The organism is Microbacterium sp. SLBN-146, assembly GCF_006715145.1.
Classification (GTDB): Bacteria; Actinomycetota; Actinomycetes; order Actinomycetales; family Microbacteriaceae; genus Microbacterium.
This window is the reverse complement of record NZ_VFMR01000001.1, coordinates 2,185,065-2,203,290: the sequence shown is the minus strand read 5'-3', so window position 1 is coordinate 2,203,290 and position 18,226 is coordinate 2,185,065. Positions and strand designations below refer to the sequence as shown.

At 67.5% G+C, this 18,226-nt stretch carries 16 protein-coding genes and 1 tRNA gene; 4 read left to right on the top strand and 13 right to left on the bottom strand.

What is annotated here, in order from left to right:
- Window positions 1–2: 2 nt before the first annotated feature.
- The 6 genes from FBY39_RS16850 to FBY39_RS09510 form a co-directional block, all read right to left on the bottom strand.
- Window positions 3–449, bottom strand: a complete 447-nt coding sequence (locus FBY39_RS16850) for an HIT family protein (RefSeq protein WP_396652300.1) — start codon at window positions 447–449, stop codon at window positions 3–5.
- A gap of 114 nt (window positions 450–563) precedes the next feature.
- Entirely contained in the window at window positions 564–1,619 is a 1,056-nt protein-coding gene (locus FBY39_RS09530; RefSeq protein WP_141932078.1) for a nucleotidyltransferase domain-containing protein, read from the bottom strand.
- Between the two features lie 877 nt (window positions 1,620–2,496).
- Window positions 2,497–2,694, bottom strand: coding sequence for a hypothetical protein (locus FBY39_RS09525; protein WP_141932077.1), 198 nt, complete (start codon window positions 2,692–2,694; stop codon window positions 2,497–2,499).
- Between the two features lie 222 nt (window positions 2,695–2,916).
- Entirely contained in the window at window positions 2,917–4,233 is a 1,317-nt protein-coding gene (locus FBY39_RS09520) for a DNA cytosine methyltransferase (protein ID WP_260837572.1), read from the bottom strand.
- A gap of 53 nt (window positions 4,234–4,286) precedes the next feature.
- Window positions 4,287–5,243, bottom strand: a complete 957-nt coding sequence (locus FBY39_RS09515; protein ID WP_160133063.1) for a NaeI family type II restriction endonuclease — start codon at window positions 5,241–5,243, stop codon at window positions 4,287–4,289.
- 223 nt (window positions 5,244–5,466) lie between these two features.
- A tRNA-Arg gene (locus FBY39_RS09510) sits at window positions 5,467–5,538 on the bottom strand.
- A gap of 93 nt (window positions 5,539–5,631) precedes the next feature.
- Here FBY39_RS09510 and FBY39_RS09505 point away from each other — a divergent pair.
- The 3 genes from FBY39_RS09505 (at window position 5,632) to FBY39_RS09495 (ending at window position 8,051) form a co-directional block, all read left to right on the top strand.
- The gene (locus FBY39_RS09505; protein WP_141932075.1) at window positions 5,632–6,780 is read left to right on the top strand and encodes an SLC13 family permease; all 1,149 of its coding nucleotides are present in this window, start codon (window positions 5,632–5,634) and stop codon (window positions 6,778–6,780) included.
- 29 nt (window positions 6,781–6,809) lie between these two features.
- Window positions 6,810–7,631: an endo alpha-1,4 polygalactosaminidase gene (locus FBY39_RS09500; RefSeq protein WP_141932074.1), complete on the top strand. Its 822-nt coding sequence runs from the start codon at window positions 6,810–6,812 to the stop codon at window positions 7,629–7,631.
- A 135-nt stretch (window positions 7,632–7,766) separates the two neighbouring features.
- Window positions 7,767–8,051, top strand: a complete 285-nt coding sequence (locus FBY39_RS09495; protein WP_141932073.1) for a Fe-S cluster assembly protein HesB — start codon at window positions 7,767–7,769, stop codon at window positions 8,049–8,051.
- Window positions 8,052–8,099: 48 nt separating this feature from the next.
- On the opposite strand, the gene FBY39_RS09490 is transcribed toward FBY39_RS09495, so the two are convergent.
- The 5 genes from FBY39_RS09490 to FBY39_RS09470 all read right to left on the bottom strand — a co-directional run bounded on the left by FBY39_RS09490 (window position 8,100) and on the right by FBY39_RS09470 (window position 15,731).
- The gene (locus FBY39_RS09490) at window positions 8,100–11,717 is read right to left on the bottom strand and encodes an error-prone DNA polymerase (RefSeq protein WP_141932072.1); all 3,618 of its coding nucleotides are present in this window, start codon (window positions 11,715–11,717) and stop codon (window positions 8,100–8,102) included.
- Entirely contained in the window at window positions 11,717–13,402 is a 1,686-nt protein-coding gene (locus FBY39_RS09485; RefSeq protein ID WP_141932071.1) for a DNA polymerase Y family protein, read from the bottom strand. The genes FBY39_RS09490 and FBY39_RS09485 overlap by 1 nt, the downstream gene beginning before the upstream one ends.
- 2 nt (window positions 13,403–13,404) lie before the next feature.
- Window positions 13,405–14,148 carry a hypothetical protein gene (locus FBY39_RS09480; protein WP_260837553.1) on the bottom strand — a complete coding sequence of 248 codons (744 nt, stop codon included), beginning with the start codon at window positions 14,146–14,148 and terminating at the stop codon, window positions 13,405–13,407.
- An 86-nt stretch (window positions 14,149–14,234) separates the two neighbouring features.
- Window positions 14,235–14,795 carry a cysteine hydrolase family protein gene (locus FBY39_RS09475; RefSeq protein WP_141932070.1) on the bottom strand — a complete coding sequence of 187 codons (561 nt, stop codon included), beginning with the start codon at window positions 14,793–14,795 and terminating at the stop codon, window positions 14,235–14,237.
- A 12-nt stretch (window positions 14,796–14,807) separates the two neighbouring features.
- Entirely contained in the window at window positions 14,808–15,731 is a 924-nt protein-coding gene (locus FBY39_RS09470) for a DMT family transporter (protein ID WP_260837550.1), read from the bottom strand.
- A 39-nt stretch (window positions 15,732–15,770) separates the two neighbouring features.
- Between FBY39_RS09470 and FBY39_RS09465 the strand changes: the two genes are divergently transcribed.
- The gene (locus FBY39_RS09465; protein ID WP_141932069.1) at window positions 15,771–16,274 is read left to right on the top strand and encodes a MarR family winged helix-turn-helix transcriptional regulator; all 504 of its coding nucleotides are present in this window, start codon (window positions 15,771–15,773) and stop codon (window positions 16,272–16,274) included.
- A gap of 6 nt (window positions 16,275–16,280) precedes the next feature.
- On the opposite strand, the gene FBY39_RS09460 is transcribed toward FBY39_RS09465, so the two are convergent.
- Together FBY39_RS09460 and FBY39_RS09455 are read right to left on the bottom strand one after the other, a co-directional pair.
- The gene (locus FBY39_RS09460) at window positions 16,281–16,778 is read right to left on the bottom strand and encodes an HNH endonuclease (protein WP_141932068.1); all 498 of its coding nucleotides are present in this window, start codon (window positions 16,776–16,778) and stop codon (window positions 16,281–16,283) included.
- A 439-nt stretch (window positions 16,779–17,217) separates the two neighbouring features.
- The gene (locus FBY39_RS09455) at window positions 17,218–17,982 is read right to left on the bottom strand and encodes a M23 family metallopeptidase (protein WP_313901691.1); all 765 of its coding nucleotides are present in this window, start codon (window positions 17,980–17,982) and stop codon (window positions 17,218–17,220) included.
- Window positions 17,983–18,226 lie beyond the last annotated feature (244 nt).

The window sequence follows — 18,226 nt, the reverse complement described above, 5'->3', positions numbered from 1 at the left end:
TACTAGACGAGAGACTCAGCGCCTGAGGAGAGAAGCGGCAGCGCACGTGACCCCGAGCGGCGGGGCATTCGCGAGGCTCCCGCCTCGTCCTTGGACCGTGCTTTGACCTGCGTCAGTGCGCGTGCGATCAGATTGACCAAGCGCCTCTCGTCCCCTTCGTCAAGAGCACCTCGAGGTCGAGGGTCCTCCCAGGGGGCCTTATTGGGTAGCGGCTCGGAATCGGGATATCGAGGAATGAGGTGTGCGTGGACGTGCCCCTCCTGGTTGCCCAGGATCGCAACGTTGATGCGAGGCGCGTCTGTCGCGATCCGTAAGGCCTTTGAGGCCATCGCTACGTTGATCATGAAGGACGAAACAGTGTCTTTGGGAAGATCGTCGAGGTGCTCGGCGTGTTCGTTTAGGCTCACGATGCAACGGCCAGGGAAGCGAGCATCACTGTACAACCCCATGAAAGACGAGCTCAAGTCGCCTCCGGGGATTGGGATCCACAGGCCGAAGCCGCATGTCTTGCAGCTCGTGGCGTCTGGCGTCAGTGTCATGTCACCCTCATTCGTACATATATTCTAGAACAGTAGCAGGCTGCGCGTCAACGGCAGCAGCGGCTCAGCGAAGAAGATGCGCTCAAGACTATCCTGCAGGAGGCGCCCGAGCGCCCGAGCGGCTGAGAACTCATTCTGATCTTTAGGGTTCGGACGGCGGCTCGCCTCGTTGATACGCGCTCTCCAATCGGCGTCACCGAGTAAACCGTTGAACTCTTCTGCGATCCGCAAGACTTGCTGGGCGGGATCAGCGACCTCAGCGCACATCTTGCTCAAAATGGCGAGAGAGTCAACGAGTCTGACAAGGGCGGGTTGGCGAAACGACTCGTACAGCTTCTCGGCAAGCTCCTCCACGTCTGGTCGAGGCTCCTGAAGGGCGAGCACGAGCAGCGGGAGCAAGGATGCGGCGAATGTGAGCTTTCGCGAGACGATGAGTTTCAAGTAGCGGAGCGAGTACATGGACTGTGCGGGACTCTTCGCCTGGTAGTCCACCGTCACCGTGCGCCAGTACCGAAGCAGGTCGTTCAGAAGGAATCGAGGGACACCAGTCGACGTCGGCGGGTGTGCGTCTAGGTATCTTTGGAACGTCGTTGTTAGAAGGTTGCGGTGCAGCACTTCGTCTCGGAGAGAGACCGACTCCTCGATCAGCAAGATGCGTCGTGTGTGCGAGTGATTCGTGTCTGCCTGGAGTCCGATCACCTCGACCAGTTCGACCGCCGACACCATCTGCCCGAAGACGCCGCTCGATCCGTGCTCACGAATCTCACCGCCGTCGCCACTCATCACACCTCGCAGCGAATCGGCAGCGGCGAGCGCGGCCTCAACTGATGTGCGCTTGTCCGGCAATGCATGCACGACGACCAGCCAGTCGAGATCCGACGCCTCCGTCATTTCGTATCGTGCGAGTGACCCAAAGACAACGACATCAATACGTGGATCAGCATCAACAAGCTCGCTAGCGAGATGATCACGAGCCTTTGCGATGCACGACTGACTTCGAGTGAACGAGCGCTCCAGATTCGGCAATTCAAGTGCCTCCCACCCGGCACGCGCTAACGCATCACTCAGACCGTTCCCCATCGCTGCCCCCAATCTCGGCGAGCATATCGAACAAGACAGGACCGCGGTGCGCGAGTTTCAGCATGCCATGCATGAGAGACCTCGGCATGCACCGAGAGCTCGGTTGCCGAGTGCGCATACTTCACCAACCTCCGCTGCCTGACAGCCGAATAGACTTCGAGCCCCACCCCAAGGATCGCGCCGCGAAGTCACCCCAACCATCGGCGCCTAGCAGATAACCTCCGATGGGACTGCTGCACGGATAGGTGACAGATTCTAGTCACGCCGCCAGTGCGACGGTCGTGTTCATGATGACCTCGAACTCGATGGGCGTCAATCCGCCGAGTCGGGGCTGGCGTCGGCGTTCTCGAGCGCTTGGACGGCCAATCTGGACTTCATTCTCGAATCAACCGAGTAGCCCACGATCCGACCGGACAACACGTCCTTGATCACCAGAGATAGAGCTTCCATTCACTCGTATCGTGCTCCGTGATGTCGGTGAGTCAGAGCTCGTTCGGCGCCTCGGCCGCGAACACATGTCGCGTTCTGCCGTCCTCGTCGGTAAGGGCGCAGAGATGGTCATGGACCGCGGGTCCGGGCCGGTAGCCCCCGCCGCGCTTGGGCTTTCCGAAAGCGCTGAACCAGCCGTTGGTTGATCCGATCCGCCACGCGGTCCGATCCGCCATCGCCTCACCCGCCTCCGCGGCCTCGTCTGCAAGCAGTCGATGCCCGAACTCGGGGTCATCCTTGTGCGCGTCGAACAACGCGTTCGCGCGATACGCCTACACCACCTCGCTCGTGGTGATGGGAGCAGCCATCCATCGGTAGTAGGGCTGGCGAGAGAGCTTGAGGACCCGACACGTCACCGTCACAGGGATCCCTGCGGCGGCGAGCTCCATCACGAGCGGGTAGAACCTCGTTCCGGCAGGTTCGCCTGCGACGGATACGCCGCCGCACGACGAAGGACCTCGCTCTCTTGCTCGAGCAGCCGGACACGCTTGCGCAGCTCGCGATTCTCCGCCGACTCTGTGCCCGCAACGCCGGACACGGAACCATCCTCGACTTTTGAGCGCTGCAACCACTTCTGCAGGGTCATCGGGTGGACACCGAAGTCTCTCGCGATCTGCTAGATCGTCACTCCGGACTCGCGGTTCTGAGCGACGCGCACCACGCCGTCACGGAACTCGCTCGGATAGGGCTTGGGCACAGCAACAACCTTCCAGGCCCACCCCTCGGGCAAGCCAGATCAGATGTCACTATCCGTGCAGCAGTCCCCTCTTCCACAGCCCCCTGTCGCGAGCAGCCACCCAATGGCTCTTCAGCTGATCTTCGAGCGGAGGCGATCTGTCGCAAATGCCTCGTGACGTGCGTGGTCATCCTGGCCACGGAAGGCGCGCCAGTTGCCGAGCCGATAGGTGAGGAGACCACCACGCTGGCGGACGTCGATCTCGAAGTCCTGCTGCAGAAACTCAATCCGACGTTCGATCTCCTCTTCGGTCAAAGTTCCGGCGAGCGCTCTTCGAAGACCCGCCAGTGAGACATACCCGCCGTGCTCCCGCATGGCTCTATAAATCTCATCACTGTACTGGCTGCGAGTTCCGTGATCACCGGCTGGGTGTCCCTCCTTCCGGAGGGCAGAGGCGATAGCAAGGCCGACCGCCCTCGCCATAGGTGGCGGGAAGGCATTCCCAATCTGTCGATAAGTCGTCGTCTTTCGGCCTCTGCCGTCTCCGAAATCCCAGTCGTAGGCGGGACCTGCCCACCCTTGGATCCGTGCAACCATCTGATTCGTCAGTTTGGGGACGAGATCCGCAGGCGAGTCTGGTCCCGGCGCAGCGTCAGCAATGCCCAAACCGTCGACACCTAACGATCGCCACTCGCGCTTGGCACGTGTGGGGCCGAGATCGGGACCACCATGCTTCTTGGAACCGCCGACCACCGTGGGCGCAACGCGGTTCGCTCTCTTTGCCCACGCTTCCGCACCCTGCCATCCGTTTGCCGCCATCAGGTCGTATAGGGCAGCGCCCACCGTCTGAACAGTCGGCATCGGCTCCGGCCATGCAAAGTAGGGTGCGAACTCCTCCCGAAGAGCAACCAAGATGAAGCGGGGGCGGAGCTGGGGCACTCCGAAGTCCTTGGCCTCAAGAAGGCGCCAGTCAGCCCGGTAGCCGAGTTCCGCGAAACGGTCGAGCACCGCCTGTCTATAACCCGCGAACCGCGGCATGGATAGCCCGCGTACGTTCTCGAGAAGCACAGCGTCTGGATTCATCTTGCCCGCGACTTCGACTGCCCAAGCAAATAGATCGCGCTCGTCGGACGAGCCAAGCTGCCTGCCCGCTATCGAGAACGGCGGACAGGGCACACCGCCCGCTAGCAGCGATACACCGGTGTAGCTCTGCGGATCCCAGACCGAAGAGTCGGCCACATCTCCGACTGCCACCAGAGGTGGTTCATGCCCCTCCTTCTCGGCGAGGCGGGACAAGTTACGCTCCAGAGTCGCCGCGGCGTCTCGATCGATCTCAACAGCCAACGTGTGTCTGAAGCCGGCGAGGTGGAGCCCAAGACTCTGCCCGCCAGCCCCAGCGCAAATCTCCACCGCTGTCAGCCGCTCTTCGGGCCCGAGTCCGTCCATCATTAGACCAGTTTCTCAGGAGCCACAGACATTGGGAGCGCCCGCGCCGAGTTCTCTCAGGTCAGCGGTCCGTGCCGCCGCTCGCCGTACCACGCCAACGGGAACGGCGCGCGCGTTGCCGCCGTAGCTGAGACGACTTCAAGTCCGGAAGGACCATGGGCGACCAACTCACGCCATCCCTGAGGAGCGGGACGGACGTACCCCGCGACGTACTCAGTGCGGCGCGGGATAGGAAGGCCGAGATTGCGAGCAGCCTGGCGCTGCCAGTCGTAGGCTCCACCCAGAATGACAATACCTTCCCTTGCAAGAGGGTCTCGTGAGCCGCTTTCACCACCACGCACCCGCCTCGTCACATCAAGTTGGGCAGCGACCGTAGCGATCGCTGCCCGTCCAACCACCCTGCCAATTGTGCGGCGAAACAGCTCCGAGACGCGTGCCGTACCACCTCCCGCCCCCATGACAGCCTCAAGGTCCTCATCTGTCATATGAAGAAGGGTGTTCGGAGGCAGTTCCGCATGTCGCGCAAGCCATACGATCGAAGCTCGACCGGCCGCTGAGAGCGTCCGTTTAGCGTCTCGGTTCTGGCCCGAGTTCAGTAGGCTCGCAGAGGCGCGTACGACTCCTACCGAAAACTTCGAAGCCTGGTCACTCGCAGTAATCACCATGCAAAGCTCATCGATCGCCTCAGGCGGGAGCATCCATCCACCCGGCGTCTGACTGTACTTGGCGTCGACTTCGTGTCCGGCAATGCTGAAATCGAGTTTGCTGCCATCGTCGTACTCAAACTGCCGCTGAAGGTTGATCTCGGCGAGCGTTCCGAAGTGGGTCTTCTCTGTCTTGAAGAGCTGGTCCCACCGATATCGCTGGGTCCGCACGCCGTCGTAGAGCTGATCGAAGGTGTCTCGAAGCACTTGGCCCGTGACTTGCCCGTCGGGGTCGCGGCGCCTCAGGTCGATTACCACCTCGTCACGGGCGGGATCCGCTGGGAGGTCCATTGGGAAGTCCACGATCACCCCGTTGACGTTACCTGGTGAATGAATCCATGATGTCGACCGGCGACATCGATGCAACCGCGATACACGGGCGCGCGTAGCCGCAGAGCCGTCGTCATGAGATACCTCGTACCCAACACATGAACTGAAGAGGCTGGCATTTAGACGACGAACCGCGTGCCGGGAGACATGACGGCAGCGCCACAGAGTAGATAAATCCCTGGTCATAGCAAAAAAGAGACGGTGCCCCTGGAGAGATTCGAACTCCCGACCCGCTCCTTAGGACGGAGTGGCTCTTCCACTGAGCTACAGAGGCTGGCCGCCCCAGTCTAGCCGCCGAGCCCTGCCGCACCCGCGTGTCACGCGCCCCGACGCGACCGGCATCCACCACAGCCACCATGATTGACGAGTGAAACTGGCGATCGTGGGCGCGGGCCTGCTGGCGTGCGGGATCGTCGCTGCACTCACCGGCATCCTCCCGCCCGAGATGATCGGCTCGATCTTCGACCGCGTGTGGCCGATCCTGCTGTTCGTCATTGCGATCACGGTCGTCGCCGAACTCGCCGCGACGGCGGGCCTCTTCGACGTCATCGCGTCGTTCCTCGGACGCATCTCGCGCGGACGCACCTGGACCCTCTGGCTCCTCGTCGTCGCGATGGCCGTCGTCTCGACGGCGTTCCTCTCCCTCGATACGACGGCCGTGCTCCTCACCCCCGTCGTCGTCGGCGTCGCCCGCGCCAACGGCCTGCCACCCCTCCCGTTCGCCCTCGCAACGGTGTGGCTGGCGAACACGGCATCCCTCGCGCTTCCCGTCTCGAACCTCACCAACCTGCTCGCCGAGCACCGACTCGACTCCCCCGGGCCGCTCGCCTTCATCCAACTCATGGGATGGTCGGCCCTCATCGCGATCGTCGTCACCGTCGCGATCCTCGCGCTCGTCAGCCGCCGTTCGCTCGCGGGCCACTTCGAGCCCGCTCCCCCGCCCGCCATCGCCGATCGCGGGTTGCTGATCTTCTCGGCGTGCGTCGTCGGCATCCTTCTCCCCCTCCTCGTCTCGGGAATCCCACCCTGGATGCCGGCATCCGTCGCCGCCGTCGTGCTCATCGCCGTTTTCCTCTGGCGGGCACCGCGGACGGTTCGGCCGAGCCTCCTTCCGTGGCAGCTCGTCGTCTTCGCATCCGGGCTCTTCCTGACCGTCGGCGCACTGCAGTCGCTCGGCGCCGACGCCGTCATCGCCGCTATCGCCGGACACGGAGACGACCTCGTCTCGCTCTGGCGCCTCGCGGGAACGGCACTCGTCGGCGCGAACGCGATCGACAACCTCCCCGCATACCTCGCGCTCGAGAACGTCGCCAACTCCCCCGCCCGCCTCGGCGCGCTGCTCGTCGGCGTTAACGCCGGCTCGCTCATCACCCCGTGGGCCTCGCTCGCGACCCTCCTCTGGCACCAGCGCCTCGAAGCCGTCGGCGTCACCATCAGCTGGGGCCGCTACGCCCTCCTCGGCCTGTGCGCGGCGCCGGTGATCGTGTTCCTCGCGGTCATCCCCCTCGCGTTCTGAGTCGCCCGCCCGCGGGGTACCGTCAGACGGTGCACCGCCCCTCCCTCGCTGTTGTCGCCGTGCTCGCGCTGGGTCTCGTCGCGACGGGGTGTGCCGCGGCATCCGCTCCCCCGACCGGAGTGCAGTTGCCGCCGACGAGCGGAGCGGTCGACTACCAGCTCGGCGGTGCCTACGACCCGCCCCATGGCATCGATGTCGTCGCGCGTGACCGCAGCGACCCGCCCGCGGAGGGCGCCTACTCGATCTGCTACGTCAACGGCTTCCAGACGCAGCCTGGCGAGCTCGATGCGTGGCCCGACGAGGTGCTGCTGCGCGACTCTGCCGGTGAGCTCGTGTTCGATCCGAACTGGCCCGATGAAGCTCTGCTCGACACATCGACAGAGAAGTCCCGGGATGCGATCGCCGCGATCGTCGAGCCATGGATCGAGGGATGCGCCGACGACGGATACGACGCGGTCGAGTTCGACAACCTCGACACCTACGCCCGCAGCGCGGGAGCGCTGACTCTCGGCGACAACCTGGCGCTCGCGACCCGTCTCGTCGAGATCGCCCAGGAGCGCGGACTCGCGGCCGGGCAGAAGAACGCCTCCGAAGACGCCGAGACCCTCCACGTCACAGCGGGGTTCGACTTCGCGATTGCGGAAGAGTGCGCCGTGTTCGACGAATGTGGGGCGTACACGGCGGTGTACGGCGAGCACGTCATCGACATCGAGTACTCGGATGTCGAGGGCTTCTCGTTCGACGACGCGTGCGCTGACCCGGCGACGCCGGAGCTCACGGTGCTGCGGGATCGGGGGCTGGCGACACCGGCATCCGAGGACTATGTCTTCGCTCTCTGCGCGCGCGGGTGAACCATATCGACCCCGGCGCGGCGAACCTCCGTATCCGGTGGGAGTCGGGCGATATCGCGCCGACACGCTTGCACATCGCCCGGATTCTCGGAATCGTGGCCGGTCCGATGCCCGCAAACCGGAAGGAGAGCAACCATGCTCACGATGACCGACACCGCGGCGGAGGCTGTCAAGGCGATTGTCTCGCGTGTTCCCAACGTCCCCGACGACGGTGGAGTCCGCATTCGCGACACGGGAGGCGAGGCAGGCTTCGAGCTCAGCGTCGCACCCGCGCCCGAGGCGACCGACACCGTCGTCGCCAGCGACGGAGCACAGGTGTTTCTCGACGCCGGCGCCGCCGCGGCACTCGAAGACCGCATCCTCGATGCAGAACTTGCTCAGGACGGATCCGTGCGCTTCGCGCTCGCGACCCGCGCCTGAGATGCGTGACAGAGCGGGCTCCCGATTCGTCGGGGGCCCGCTCTGGCGTTAACGGAAGTCCCGCGAGTTGTGGTGCACCCCCACCCGCAGATCGTCGAACCGGTCGGCCACGAGATTCGTCACCCCCTCGATCGACCGCTCCAGCAGTCCCCGCACGATGAGCGCCGGTGAATCCCGCACGACCCGGCGGTAGCGGTTCCACACCCCCACCGAGCAGATGACGTTCACGAGACCGTGCTCGTCTTCGAGGTTGATGAACGTGATTCCGGATGCCGTCGCCGGCCGCTGCCGGTGAGTCACGAGCCCCGCGACCTCGACCCGCCGGCCACTCTCGTGCGACCTCAGCTCGCGCGACGTCAGCACACCCCGCGCATCGAGCGCCGAACGGTAGTGCGTCATCGGATGGTCGTCGACCGAGATGCCCGTCGCCCACAGGTCGGCGGCGAGTGTGTCGTAGCTCGACGGGTCGGTGAACAACGGCGGCTGCACCGACACGAGTGAGTCGGGCAGGAATTCGACGCGGTCCTGTGCGGCAGCGCCGGCGAGCCAGATCGCCTCGCGCCGGGCGATGCCGAGGCAGTCGAACGCGCCGGCAGTGGCGAGCGCTTCGAGCTGCGGGCCCGTGACACCCGTGCGGCGGACGAGGTCGCGAAGATCGCGGTACGGGCCCGCGGCATCCCTTTCGGACACGATCCGCTCGGCGACCTTCGCACCGATGCCCTTGACCCCGGCGAGGCCGAGGCGGACGGCGAACGCGCCGTCGCGGCGGTGGGCGGCGGTGTCGTCGGGGGTGTTGGGGTCGAACGGAGGGACGGGGGGTTGGATGCGGTGGGTGCAGGACGGCATGCCGGTGGGGGGTGGTTTGGCTTCGTACGTGGGGGCGGGTCTCGATACGCCGGCTGCGCCGGCTACTCGACCAGCGGTTGGGGTGCCGGCTTCGTTGGTGGGGGCGTCGGGGGCGGCCTCGTACGTGGGGGCGGGTCTCGATACGCCGGCTGCGCCGGCTACTCGACCAGCGGAAACGTGCTCGTCTGGTGGGGCGGCGGGCTCATCGGCGACGGGCTCGAGGAGGGCCTCCACGCCCGAGAGGTGGAGGTCGGGGCGGCGGACCTCGACGCCGTGGCGGCGGGCGTCGGCGACGAGAGTCGCGGGTGAGTAGAAGCCCATCGGCTGGGCGCGCAGCAGACCCGCGAGGAACGCACCCGGATAGTGCAGCTTGATCCACGAACTCGCGTAGACGAGCAGACCGAACGACAGCGAGTGCGACTCGGCGAAACCGAAGTTCGCGAACGCCTGGATCTTCGCATAGATCGCATCGGCATCATCGCCCACCAGGCCGTTCTTCGCCATGCCCTCATACAGCTTCTGTTTGAGCGACTCGATGCGCTCCACCCCGCGCTTCGACCCCATCGCACGACGCAAGAGGTCGGCATCCTCACCACTCACCTCACCGATCGCGACCGCCATCTGCATGAGCTGCTCCTGGAACACCGGCACCCCGAGCGTGCGCTCGAGCACCGGCTCGAGCTTCGGATGCGGGTACGTCACCTTCTCGTGGCCGAGCTTGCGCCGGACGAACGGATGCACCGCGCCACCCTGGATCGGCCCCGGCCGGATGAGCGCGATCTCGACCACGAGGTCGTAGTACTGCCGAGGCTGCAGGCGTGGCAACAACCCCATCTGCGCGCGCGACTCGACCTGGAACACCCCGATCGAATCCGCACGGCACAGCATGTCGTAGACGCCCTGCTCCTCCTTCGGCAGGGTCGACAGCTCCCAGTCCTCACCCGTCGACTCGCGGATCATGTCGAAGCAGTACTGCAACGCTGCCAGCATCCCGAGCCCCAGCAGATCGAACTTGACGAGCCCCATCCACGCGGCGTCGTCTTTGTCCCACTGGATGACCGTGCGGTTCTCCATGCGCGCGTGCTCGATCGGCACGACTTCGCCGACGGGCCGGTCGGTGAGCACCATGCCGCCCGAGTGGATCCCGAGATGCCGCGGCGCCTTCAGCAGCTCCGCGGCGAACTCGATCACCCGATCCGGGATGTCGTGGCTCGTGTCGTGCTTTCCCCCGACTGAGCCGGTATCGAAACCGCCGCTCCACCGGTCGACCTGCTTCGACCACGCGTCCTGCTGGCCGGGCGAGTGCCCGAGCGCCTTCGCCATGTCGCGGACGGCGTTCTTCGGCCGGTACTGGATGACGTTCGCCACCTGCGCGGCCCGATCGCGCCCGTACTTCTCGTACACCCACTGGATGATCTCTTCGCGCCGGTCGGAGTCGAAGTCGACATCGATGTCGGGCTCCTCATCGCGCAGCGACGACAGGAACCGCTCGAACGGCAACCGGTAGGCGATCGCATCGACCGCCGTGATGTCGAGCAGGTAGCAGATGGCGCTGTTGGCGGCGGATCCGCGCCCCTGACACAGGATGCCGCGGCGCCGGGCCTCCTGCACGATCCCGTGCACGATGAGGAAGTACCCCGGAAAGTCCTTCAGCTCGATGACTCCGAGCTCGCGCTCGATGCGCTCCCGGTCTTCGTCCTTCAGGTCGGGGTACTTGCGGGGCACAGCCTCCCACACGAGGTGCCGCAGCCACGTCATCGGCGTGTGCCCCTCGGGAACCTCCTGCTTCGGCAGCGCGGGCTTCGCACGCCGCAGCGAAAAGGCGATCTCGTCGGCGAGGGGAACCGTGCGGGCGACGGCATCGGGATGCCGCGCGAACCGCTCCACCATCTCGAGTCCTGACCGCAGGTGCGCACCCGAGTGGACGGGAAGCCACCCGTCGAGCTCGTCGAGCCCGCGATTGGCGCGGACCGCGGCGACGGCTGCCGCGAGCAGCTGCCGCTTGGGCACCGAGTAGTGCACGTTGTTCGTCGCGACGAGCGGCAGTCCCCGTTCGCGGGCAATCGCGGCGAGCAGGTCGTTCTCGCGCGTATCGAGTGGATTGCCGTGATCGAACAGCTCGACGTGCACGGCATCGCGGCCGAAGCGCTGCACGAGCAGGTCGAGTTCGTCGGCGGCCGCCTCGGGCCCTGCGGCGGCGAGCGCGCGACGGACGCTGCCCTTGCGGCATCCCGTCAGGATCACGGCGTGCTCGCCCAGCTGATCGGCGAGCTCGTCGAGGTCGTAGAGCGGCCGCCCCTTTTCGGCACCGCGGAGCTGCGCGTGCGTGATGGCTCCCGCGAGCCGGTGGTATCCCTCTTCGCCGCGGGCGAGCACGAGCAGGTGGGATCCGAGCGGGTCGGCCTCGCCCCTCCGCTGCGGAGTCGGCGACCGGTCTTGATGCCCGAGCGAGAGTTCGGCGCCGAACACCGTCTTGAGCTGGAGTGACTCGGCGGCCTCGGCGAACCGCACGATGCCGTAGAAGCCGTCGTGGTCGGTGACGGCGAGCGCGTGCAGCCCGAGCGCCTCGGCCTCCTCGGCGAGCTCTTCGGGCGAGGAGGCTCCGTCGAGGAACGAGTACGACGAATGCGCGTGCAGTTCGGCATACGGCACGGCGTCGACGGGACGCTCGATCGGCACCGGCACGTACGGACCACGCTTGCGCGACCACGCGGGACTGTCGCCGCCGTTCGCGCCCGTAGGGATCTCAGTGGGTCGCCGCCGATCGCTGAGCACCCTCTCGAGCTCGGCCCACGGCACCGACGGGTTGTTGAACCCCATCAGTCGTATGCCCCCTCGATCGTCCAGCCGCCGTTCTCGCAGACGAGGAGCCACGCGGCCCCGTCGGCATCGACGACCTGGAACCGATGCGCCCGGCGCGCGCGGACGGGGTCCCAGCTGCGCTCGACGATCGGCCACGGACCCGCCCACGACTCGATCGCCCGCCGCCTGCCGCCCTCGACGAGCACACCCGGCGCCGCTGAGAGAGCGCCGCGCTCGTCGATCTCGACGGCATACCCTCCGAGCGTCGTCACCTCGACCGTCGGCGGCTCGGCGAACACGGTCGTCGGCAGCGGGTCGGGAAGGCTCCCCGGCCACGGACGCCCCCGCTCCTTCGCGAGCACGACCCGGTCACCCCACGGCACGAGCACCTGCCGCTCGGTGAGCCAGCGCCCTCCGCCGATCTCGGGCGTCACGACGGCCCGATGCCCGAGCATCGCCTGCACGCGCGAGAGGGCGTGGTGCACCCGCTCTTCCGGCCCCGATCCGAAGATCGCGGGACGGTGATGGGATGCCGCATCCACCGCCTCGGGAGAGATCCGCACGAGCGTCACACCGCTCCGCAGGCCCTCCGCGTCTTCGCCGAGCTGCCACCTCACGCGGTCGACGATCGCGGCGGAGTCGAACGACGCCGGATGCAGCCACACCCGCTCGCTGCGTTCGCCCCGGTCGCCCACGAGCTCGACGCGCAGCTCGGTGCACACGAGGTCGATCGCGCCGAGACCCTGGATGAAATCGTCGGCGGCGACGCGCATGCCGAACGCCACCTGGTCGGCGATCTCGACGGGCGGCTCGAACGCCACTTCGCGATGCAGCTCGGGCGGCGGGGTGCGTGGCTGTACGGGACGCGAATCGCTTCCGGCCGCGAGGTCGTGAAGACGGATGCCGCGTGGCCCGAACCTCTCTCGCACCCGCTCCTCGGGCATCGCGGCGAACGCGCCAAGCGTCTGGACCCCGAGGCGCGCGAGGAGTCCGACGAGGTCGTCGCTCGCCGAGGTGCGTCCGCCCTTCGGCGGGGCGACCGCCGCGAGCGCCGTCGAGTCAAGCACGCTCACCGACAGCGGCGCGAGGAAGCCTGCCGCCCCACCCGCGGGCACGATGAAGACCGGCTCCCTCGCGGTCGAGCCGGCCGTCGCGGCTTGCTCGGCCGTGAAGGGACCGTCGGCGATCCCCGCCCGCACATCCTCGATCCCGAGACCCCGCAGCGCCTCGACGAGCACGCGCGCCGACTGCTCCTCGCCGCCGTAGTAGCGGGCCGGTCCGCGGGCACGGAGGGCGCAGAGCCCCGGCCGCACGAGCTGCACACCGGGCGCCCGGTCCTCGATTGCCGCGATGAGCGGCGCGAAGGCGCGCTGGTCGCGGGCGATGTCGGCCGGCACGATCCGCAGCGCCGGACACCGCGCCTGCGCGTCGCGCCGCCGTTGCCCCCGCCGCACGCCGTCAGCCCGCGCCGCCGCCGAGCAGGCGACGACCTGGTTCGCCTCGACGACCGCGATCGGAAGCCGGGGGTCGAGCGGCTCCGGCCTGTCGGACGACGACCCCGCCGTCGTGCCGGATGCCCGCCTCCCCCGACCCCCCGCAGACGTGCGCGTCGGAGCCTCCGTCGCGGCGGCTCGCGTGAGCGCCGTGACGGGCCAGTCGGGGAACCACAGCACGAGGCTCCGCTCGGGTGCATCGACGGCCACGGCTATCCCGCCTTCGACCACACGTCACGGCGCTCGGCAGGATCGGCCACCACCTCGGGCCGCGGCTCGACCCGCGAGAGCAGCGACGGCGCCTCGGCGATCCGGCCCGCGGCATCCGGAAGCAACAGGCGCCGCCGACGCGCGACGGGCCAGCGCCGGGACGACGACGTCACCGTGACCGTGCGCTCCGCGAGGTAGCCGTGCCCGCGCCCGAGACCCGCCCACCCCGGCTCTCCGACCTCGAGCACCGCCTCGGCCTGCGGCCAGGGACCCTGCACGAGCAGCACGGCCCCGCGCTCGCGGAGCCTCCCCGCGAGCCGCGAGATCTCGCCGTCGGGCGCGCGCCCCGACGGACGCACGGCCACGACGGGCAGCACGTCGGCGATCGTCGCCGTCACGGCGAGCCAGCGCTGCCCGGGATCGGGAACGAGCACGAGCCGCGACAGGTCGACCCCCATCGACTCCGCCGCTTCGGCGCCGAGCCGCGGCATCCCGACGACACCGCACCACGATCCCGTCTGCGATGCCTGTGCGAGAAGCGCGAGCAGGAGCGACGTCGACGAAGAGAGCGAATAGGCCGCCCCCGGACGCAGACCACCCCCGGGAAGAAGCTCCGCGAGCGGCGGTGCGACGGGCAGCACGGGCGCATCGAGCTTGCGCCCCTGCATCCGATCGACCTGCGCACGAAGACGCTGCAGTTCATCAGCGGATGCACGCGTAGCCGTCGACTGCATGCTGCCCCTCATTCCCACAGGCTAGAACAGATGTTCTAGACTCTCAACTGTGAGAACGACGATACGGGGCACTTCCGACACTTATGTTCGAGACAAGGCTACCCCGTGAGCTGCGCCGTCGTCGCGATGCGCGCGAACCCGCCCGCCTGCAGGCCGAGAGCCGTCGTCGCCATGAGCTCGTCGGCGCTGCGGGTCACGGTGCCGAGGCCGGGAATCTCGGTCTCGAGGTCGAACGTGCGCGTGGCATCCAGCGCGACCGTCACGTCGTATCCGAGGTTCCCCGCCATCCGCGCTGTCGTCTCGACGCACATGTTGGTCTGGATGCCGCACAGCACCACCTGCGTGATGCCGTTCTCCTGCAGCCACGCGTGCAGATCGGGGTCGCCATAGAACGCGGAGTTCACGTTCTTCGTGACGAAGAGCGCCGGCTCGACGGCCGCGACGGGGTCGACGAGCACGTTGCCCGGGTTGCCGGGTGCGAGCGGCGACCCCTCCGAGGTCGAGTCGTGCCGCACGACCACGATCGGCTCCCCCGACCCCTTCCAGACCTCGAGGAGCGCCGCGACGTTGCCCTCGCAGGCGGGGTTGGTCGTCGCACCCCAGAAGTCGAGGTCGTCGAAGGCACGCTGCATATCGATCACGAGGAGAGCACGAGTCATGCCCCCATCCCATCACGCCACGCGCGACCCGCCGGTGGCCGGGACTGCCGGATGCCGTCGCGAAACCGCCGATCGCTGGCGGGACCCCTTCGGAGGCAGCGCCCCGAGCGCGATACCCCCGAGCACGAGCGCGATCCCGACCCCCTGCGCGAGACCGAACGCCTCTCCTGCCACCGCGACCCCCAGCACGACTCCCGTAACGGGATTGAGGAGCCCGACGATCCCTACGACCCCCGGCGAGAGGCGTCGGAGTCCCGTGAACCACGCGACGTATGCGAGCGCCGTCGCGACGAGCGAGACGAACGCGAACCCGAGCGCCGACGTGACCGTGAGCGTAGGAGGCGCCCCCTCGATGAGCAGCGCAGCCGGAAGCAGCACGACCGATCCTCCGATGAGCTGCCAGCTCGCCATCGGCAGCGCCGGCACATCGGAGCCCCACCGCGCCGTGAGAACGAACCCCAGCGACGACGCGACCATCGCTCCGAGCGACGCGGCGACTCCCCACGCATCCGCCGCCCCGAGGTCGAAGCCGAGCATGATCCCGACGCCCACGAGCCCGATCCCGGCACCGGCAACCGCCGCGAGCCGCGGCCGCCGCTTGAGCAGCAGCCACGCGAACAGCAGCATGCACGCCGCCGATGTCGACATGAGGGTCGCCGCGAGACTCGACGGCAGCCGCTGGCCTGCGACGTAGATGAGCACGAAGAAGCCGCCCACGTTGAGCGTCCCGAGCACGAGCGAGCGCCACCACCACGATCCCCTCGGCAGGCGCCGCGCGATGAGGAGCAGGAGGAGTCCGGCCGGCAGCGCCCGCAGCACGCCGCCCCACAGCGGCGCGTCTGCGGGAAGGAGCTGACGCGTCACGACGTACGTCGCGCCCCACGCGATCGGCGCGATCGCCGTGATCAGGATCCACCGCCACCGCTTATCTTCCACGGAAGACACTTTACCTTACCGGGAAGATAAAGTGGACGGATGGATGCCGCTCCCCTCGACCGCGTCGCCGAGATCCAGCGCGAATGGCGTCGCGAACGCCCCGATCTCGACCCGTCACCGCAGGGCGTCATCGGGCGCCTGCACCGCGTCGCCCTCGAACTCACGGAGCGCCTCGTCGCCGTCTACGGCGAATTCGGACTCTCCGAGGGGGAGTTCGACGTGCTCGCGACCCTCCGCCGCGCAGGAGAGCCCTACGAGCGCGCAGCGGGGGAACTCGCCGACCACACCCTCGTCACGACGGGCGGGCTGACGAAGCGCGTCGACCGGCTCGAAGCCCGGGGACTCGTCGAGCGGCGGACCGAAGCATCCGATGCCCGCCGCAGGATCGTGCGGCTCACCCCCGAAGGACGCGACCTCATCGACCGCGCCTTCACGGCGCACCTCGCCAACGAGCACCGTCTCGTGGACGAACTAGGACGAACGGATGCCGCGGACCTCGAGCGTGTCCTCACACGCTGGCTGCTGCTGCTCGACGACCGCTGATCGGACTCACGCCGCGAGGGCGAGATACGGCTCCCACCGCGGATCGGAACGCTCGGCTCCGCGCACCATCCACTGTCCGCCACGCGGCGGCTGCGGGCTGAGGCGCAGCTCCCACTGCATCTCCTGCGGCGTGCGATCGCCCTTGACGTTGTTGCACCGCAGGCAACACGCGACGAGGTTCTCCCACGAGTCCGCTCCCCCGCGCGACCGCGGAAGCACGTGGTCGATGGTCGACGCCGCCTTTCCGCAGTAGCCGCACCGGTGTCCGTCGCGCCGCAGCACCCCGCGTCTCGTGACGGGCACGCGACGCGCGCCGGGCACCCGCACGTATCGGGTCAGCAGGATCACCGCGGGTCTCTCGTAAGAACCTCGGGCTGCCCAGACGGGATCACCATCGACGAGTTCCACGACAGTGGCCTTCTCGTTCATGACGAGCACGAGGGCTCGTTTGAACGACACGACCGCGAGGGGTTCATACCCCGCATTCAGCACAAGAGTGCGCATTCCTCATCCTCTCGAACGGCCGGGACGGCTTCTCGGTTGTTCGTTTACGACGATGAGGTCGGCTTCGGGGCACGAAAAAAGGCGCTGTCTTATAGACAACGCCTTGGCACCACGGAGCTACCGTGGCATCCGCTCGTGCAATGCCGCAGGACGAGGCGACCCAATGCATCCGTGGTTCGAATGCGGGGACTGCTGCCCATCGGCTCCCTCCGCTTCTCTCAGAGTCGGGAACAGGCTAACCCACGCACGGCCGACGAGGGTCGTTCCCGGGGTGAACGCACGGTTGCGTGTCGGCAACGCACCGCGTTTCTGGAGCCGTGGCGCGTGCGCGGCGGTCGTGCGGCGGTCGGAGAATCGCACTCCGGTCGGAGCCATCCGGCCCGCAAACTCCGACAAACGGCCCATCCTCCGACCGGGCGAGGCCGGAGCGACGCCCGGATCAGCCGGCGTTGGCGACGAGCCAGGCCCAGGGGTCGACGATGCCGTTGTTGATACGCACCTCGAAGTGGAGGTGGTTGGCGGTCGAGCTGCCGGTGCTGCCGACGAGGCCGATGATCTGGCCCGCTTCGACGGACTGACCCGACACGACCTGGCGGCTGCCGTACGTCATGTGGCCGTAAAGCGTCGAGACGCGCTGTCCGCCGATGACGTGGTCGATGACAACCGCGACACCGTATCCGCCGTAGGCCTCCTGCGAGATACGCACGACGCCCGCGGCGGCCGCGTAGAGCGGCGTTCCGCCCGGGGCGAGCAGGTCGACGCCCTGGTGGTATCCGGAGTCGCCGAGGCCACGGCCCTTCGTGAAGTTCAGGATCGGCCAGCGCACCTCCCCCGTACCCGGTGAGACCAGGTTGACGTTGACGGGGACGGATGCCACGGAAGAGACCTGCGCACGTGCACGCGCTGCTGCCGCCGCGGCCGCAGCCTCAGCCGCCTTCTTCTTGTTGATCTCGTCTTCGGTCGTCGCCGAGTAGCTCTGACGCGACAGATCCGCCGTCAGGGCGTTCGAGGCGACGACGAGCGACTGGGCGTCACCGGCCGCGCTCTGCTGAAGCGTCTGCGCTTCCGCAGCGGGAAGGCGCGTGCTGGCGGAGTACGCGGGAATCGCGACGGTTGCGACGAGTCCGCCGACCATGGCGAGGATCACGAAGCTGCGCAGGGGTTTTGCGGCAGCTCGGGGCTTCGCGGCGCTTCGGGTGCTCACGGCGGTTCGGGACGCCGGACGTGCGGGGCGCGGTGAGCGGGGACTCTTCTTCTTGAGACTTCTTGCCGAGCGATCGCGTCGTGCGGGGACGGCGGCGTCCACCTCGGACTCGATCGCGGACGATTCGTTCTCTTCAGTCAAACTGACCTCCGGCGCCTCTGCGCCGGGGGCGCTGGCTCGTCAACACTCGGTGTTCGGGGCACGATGTGCGGGTTTGACCGCGAAAACGACGAGCCGGAGAGGC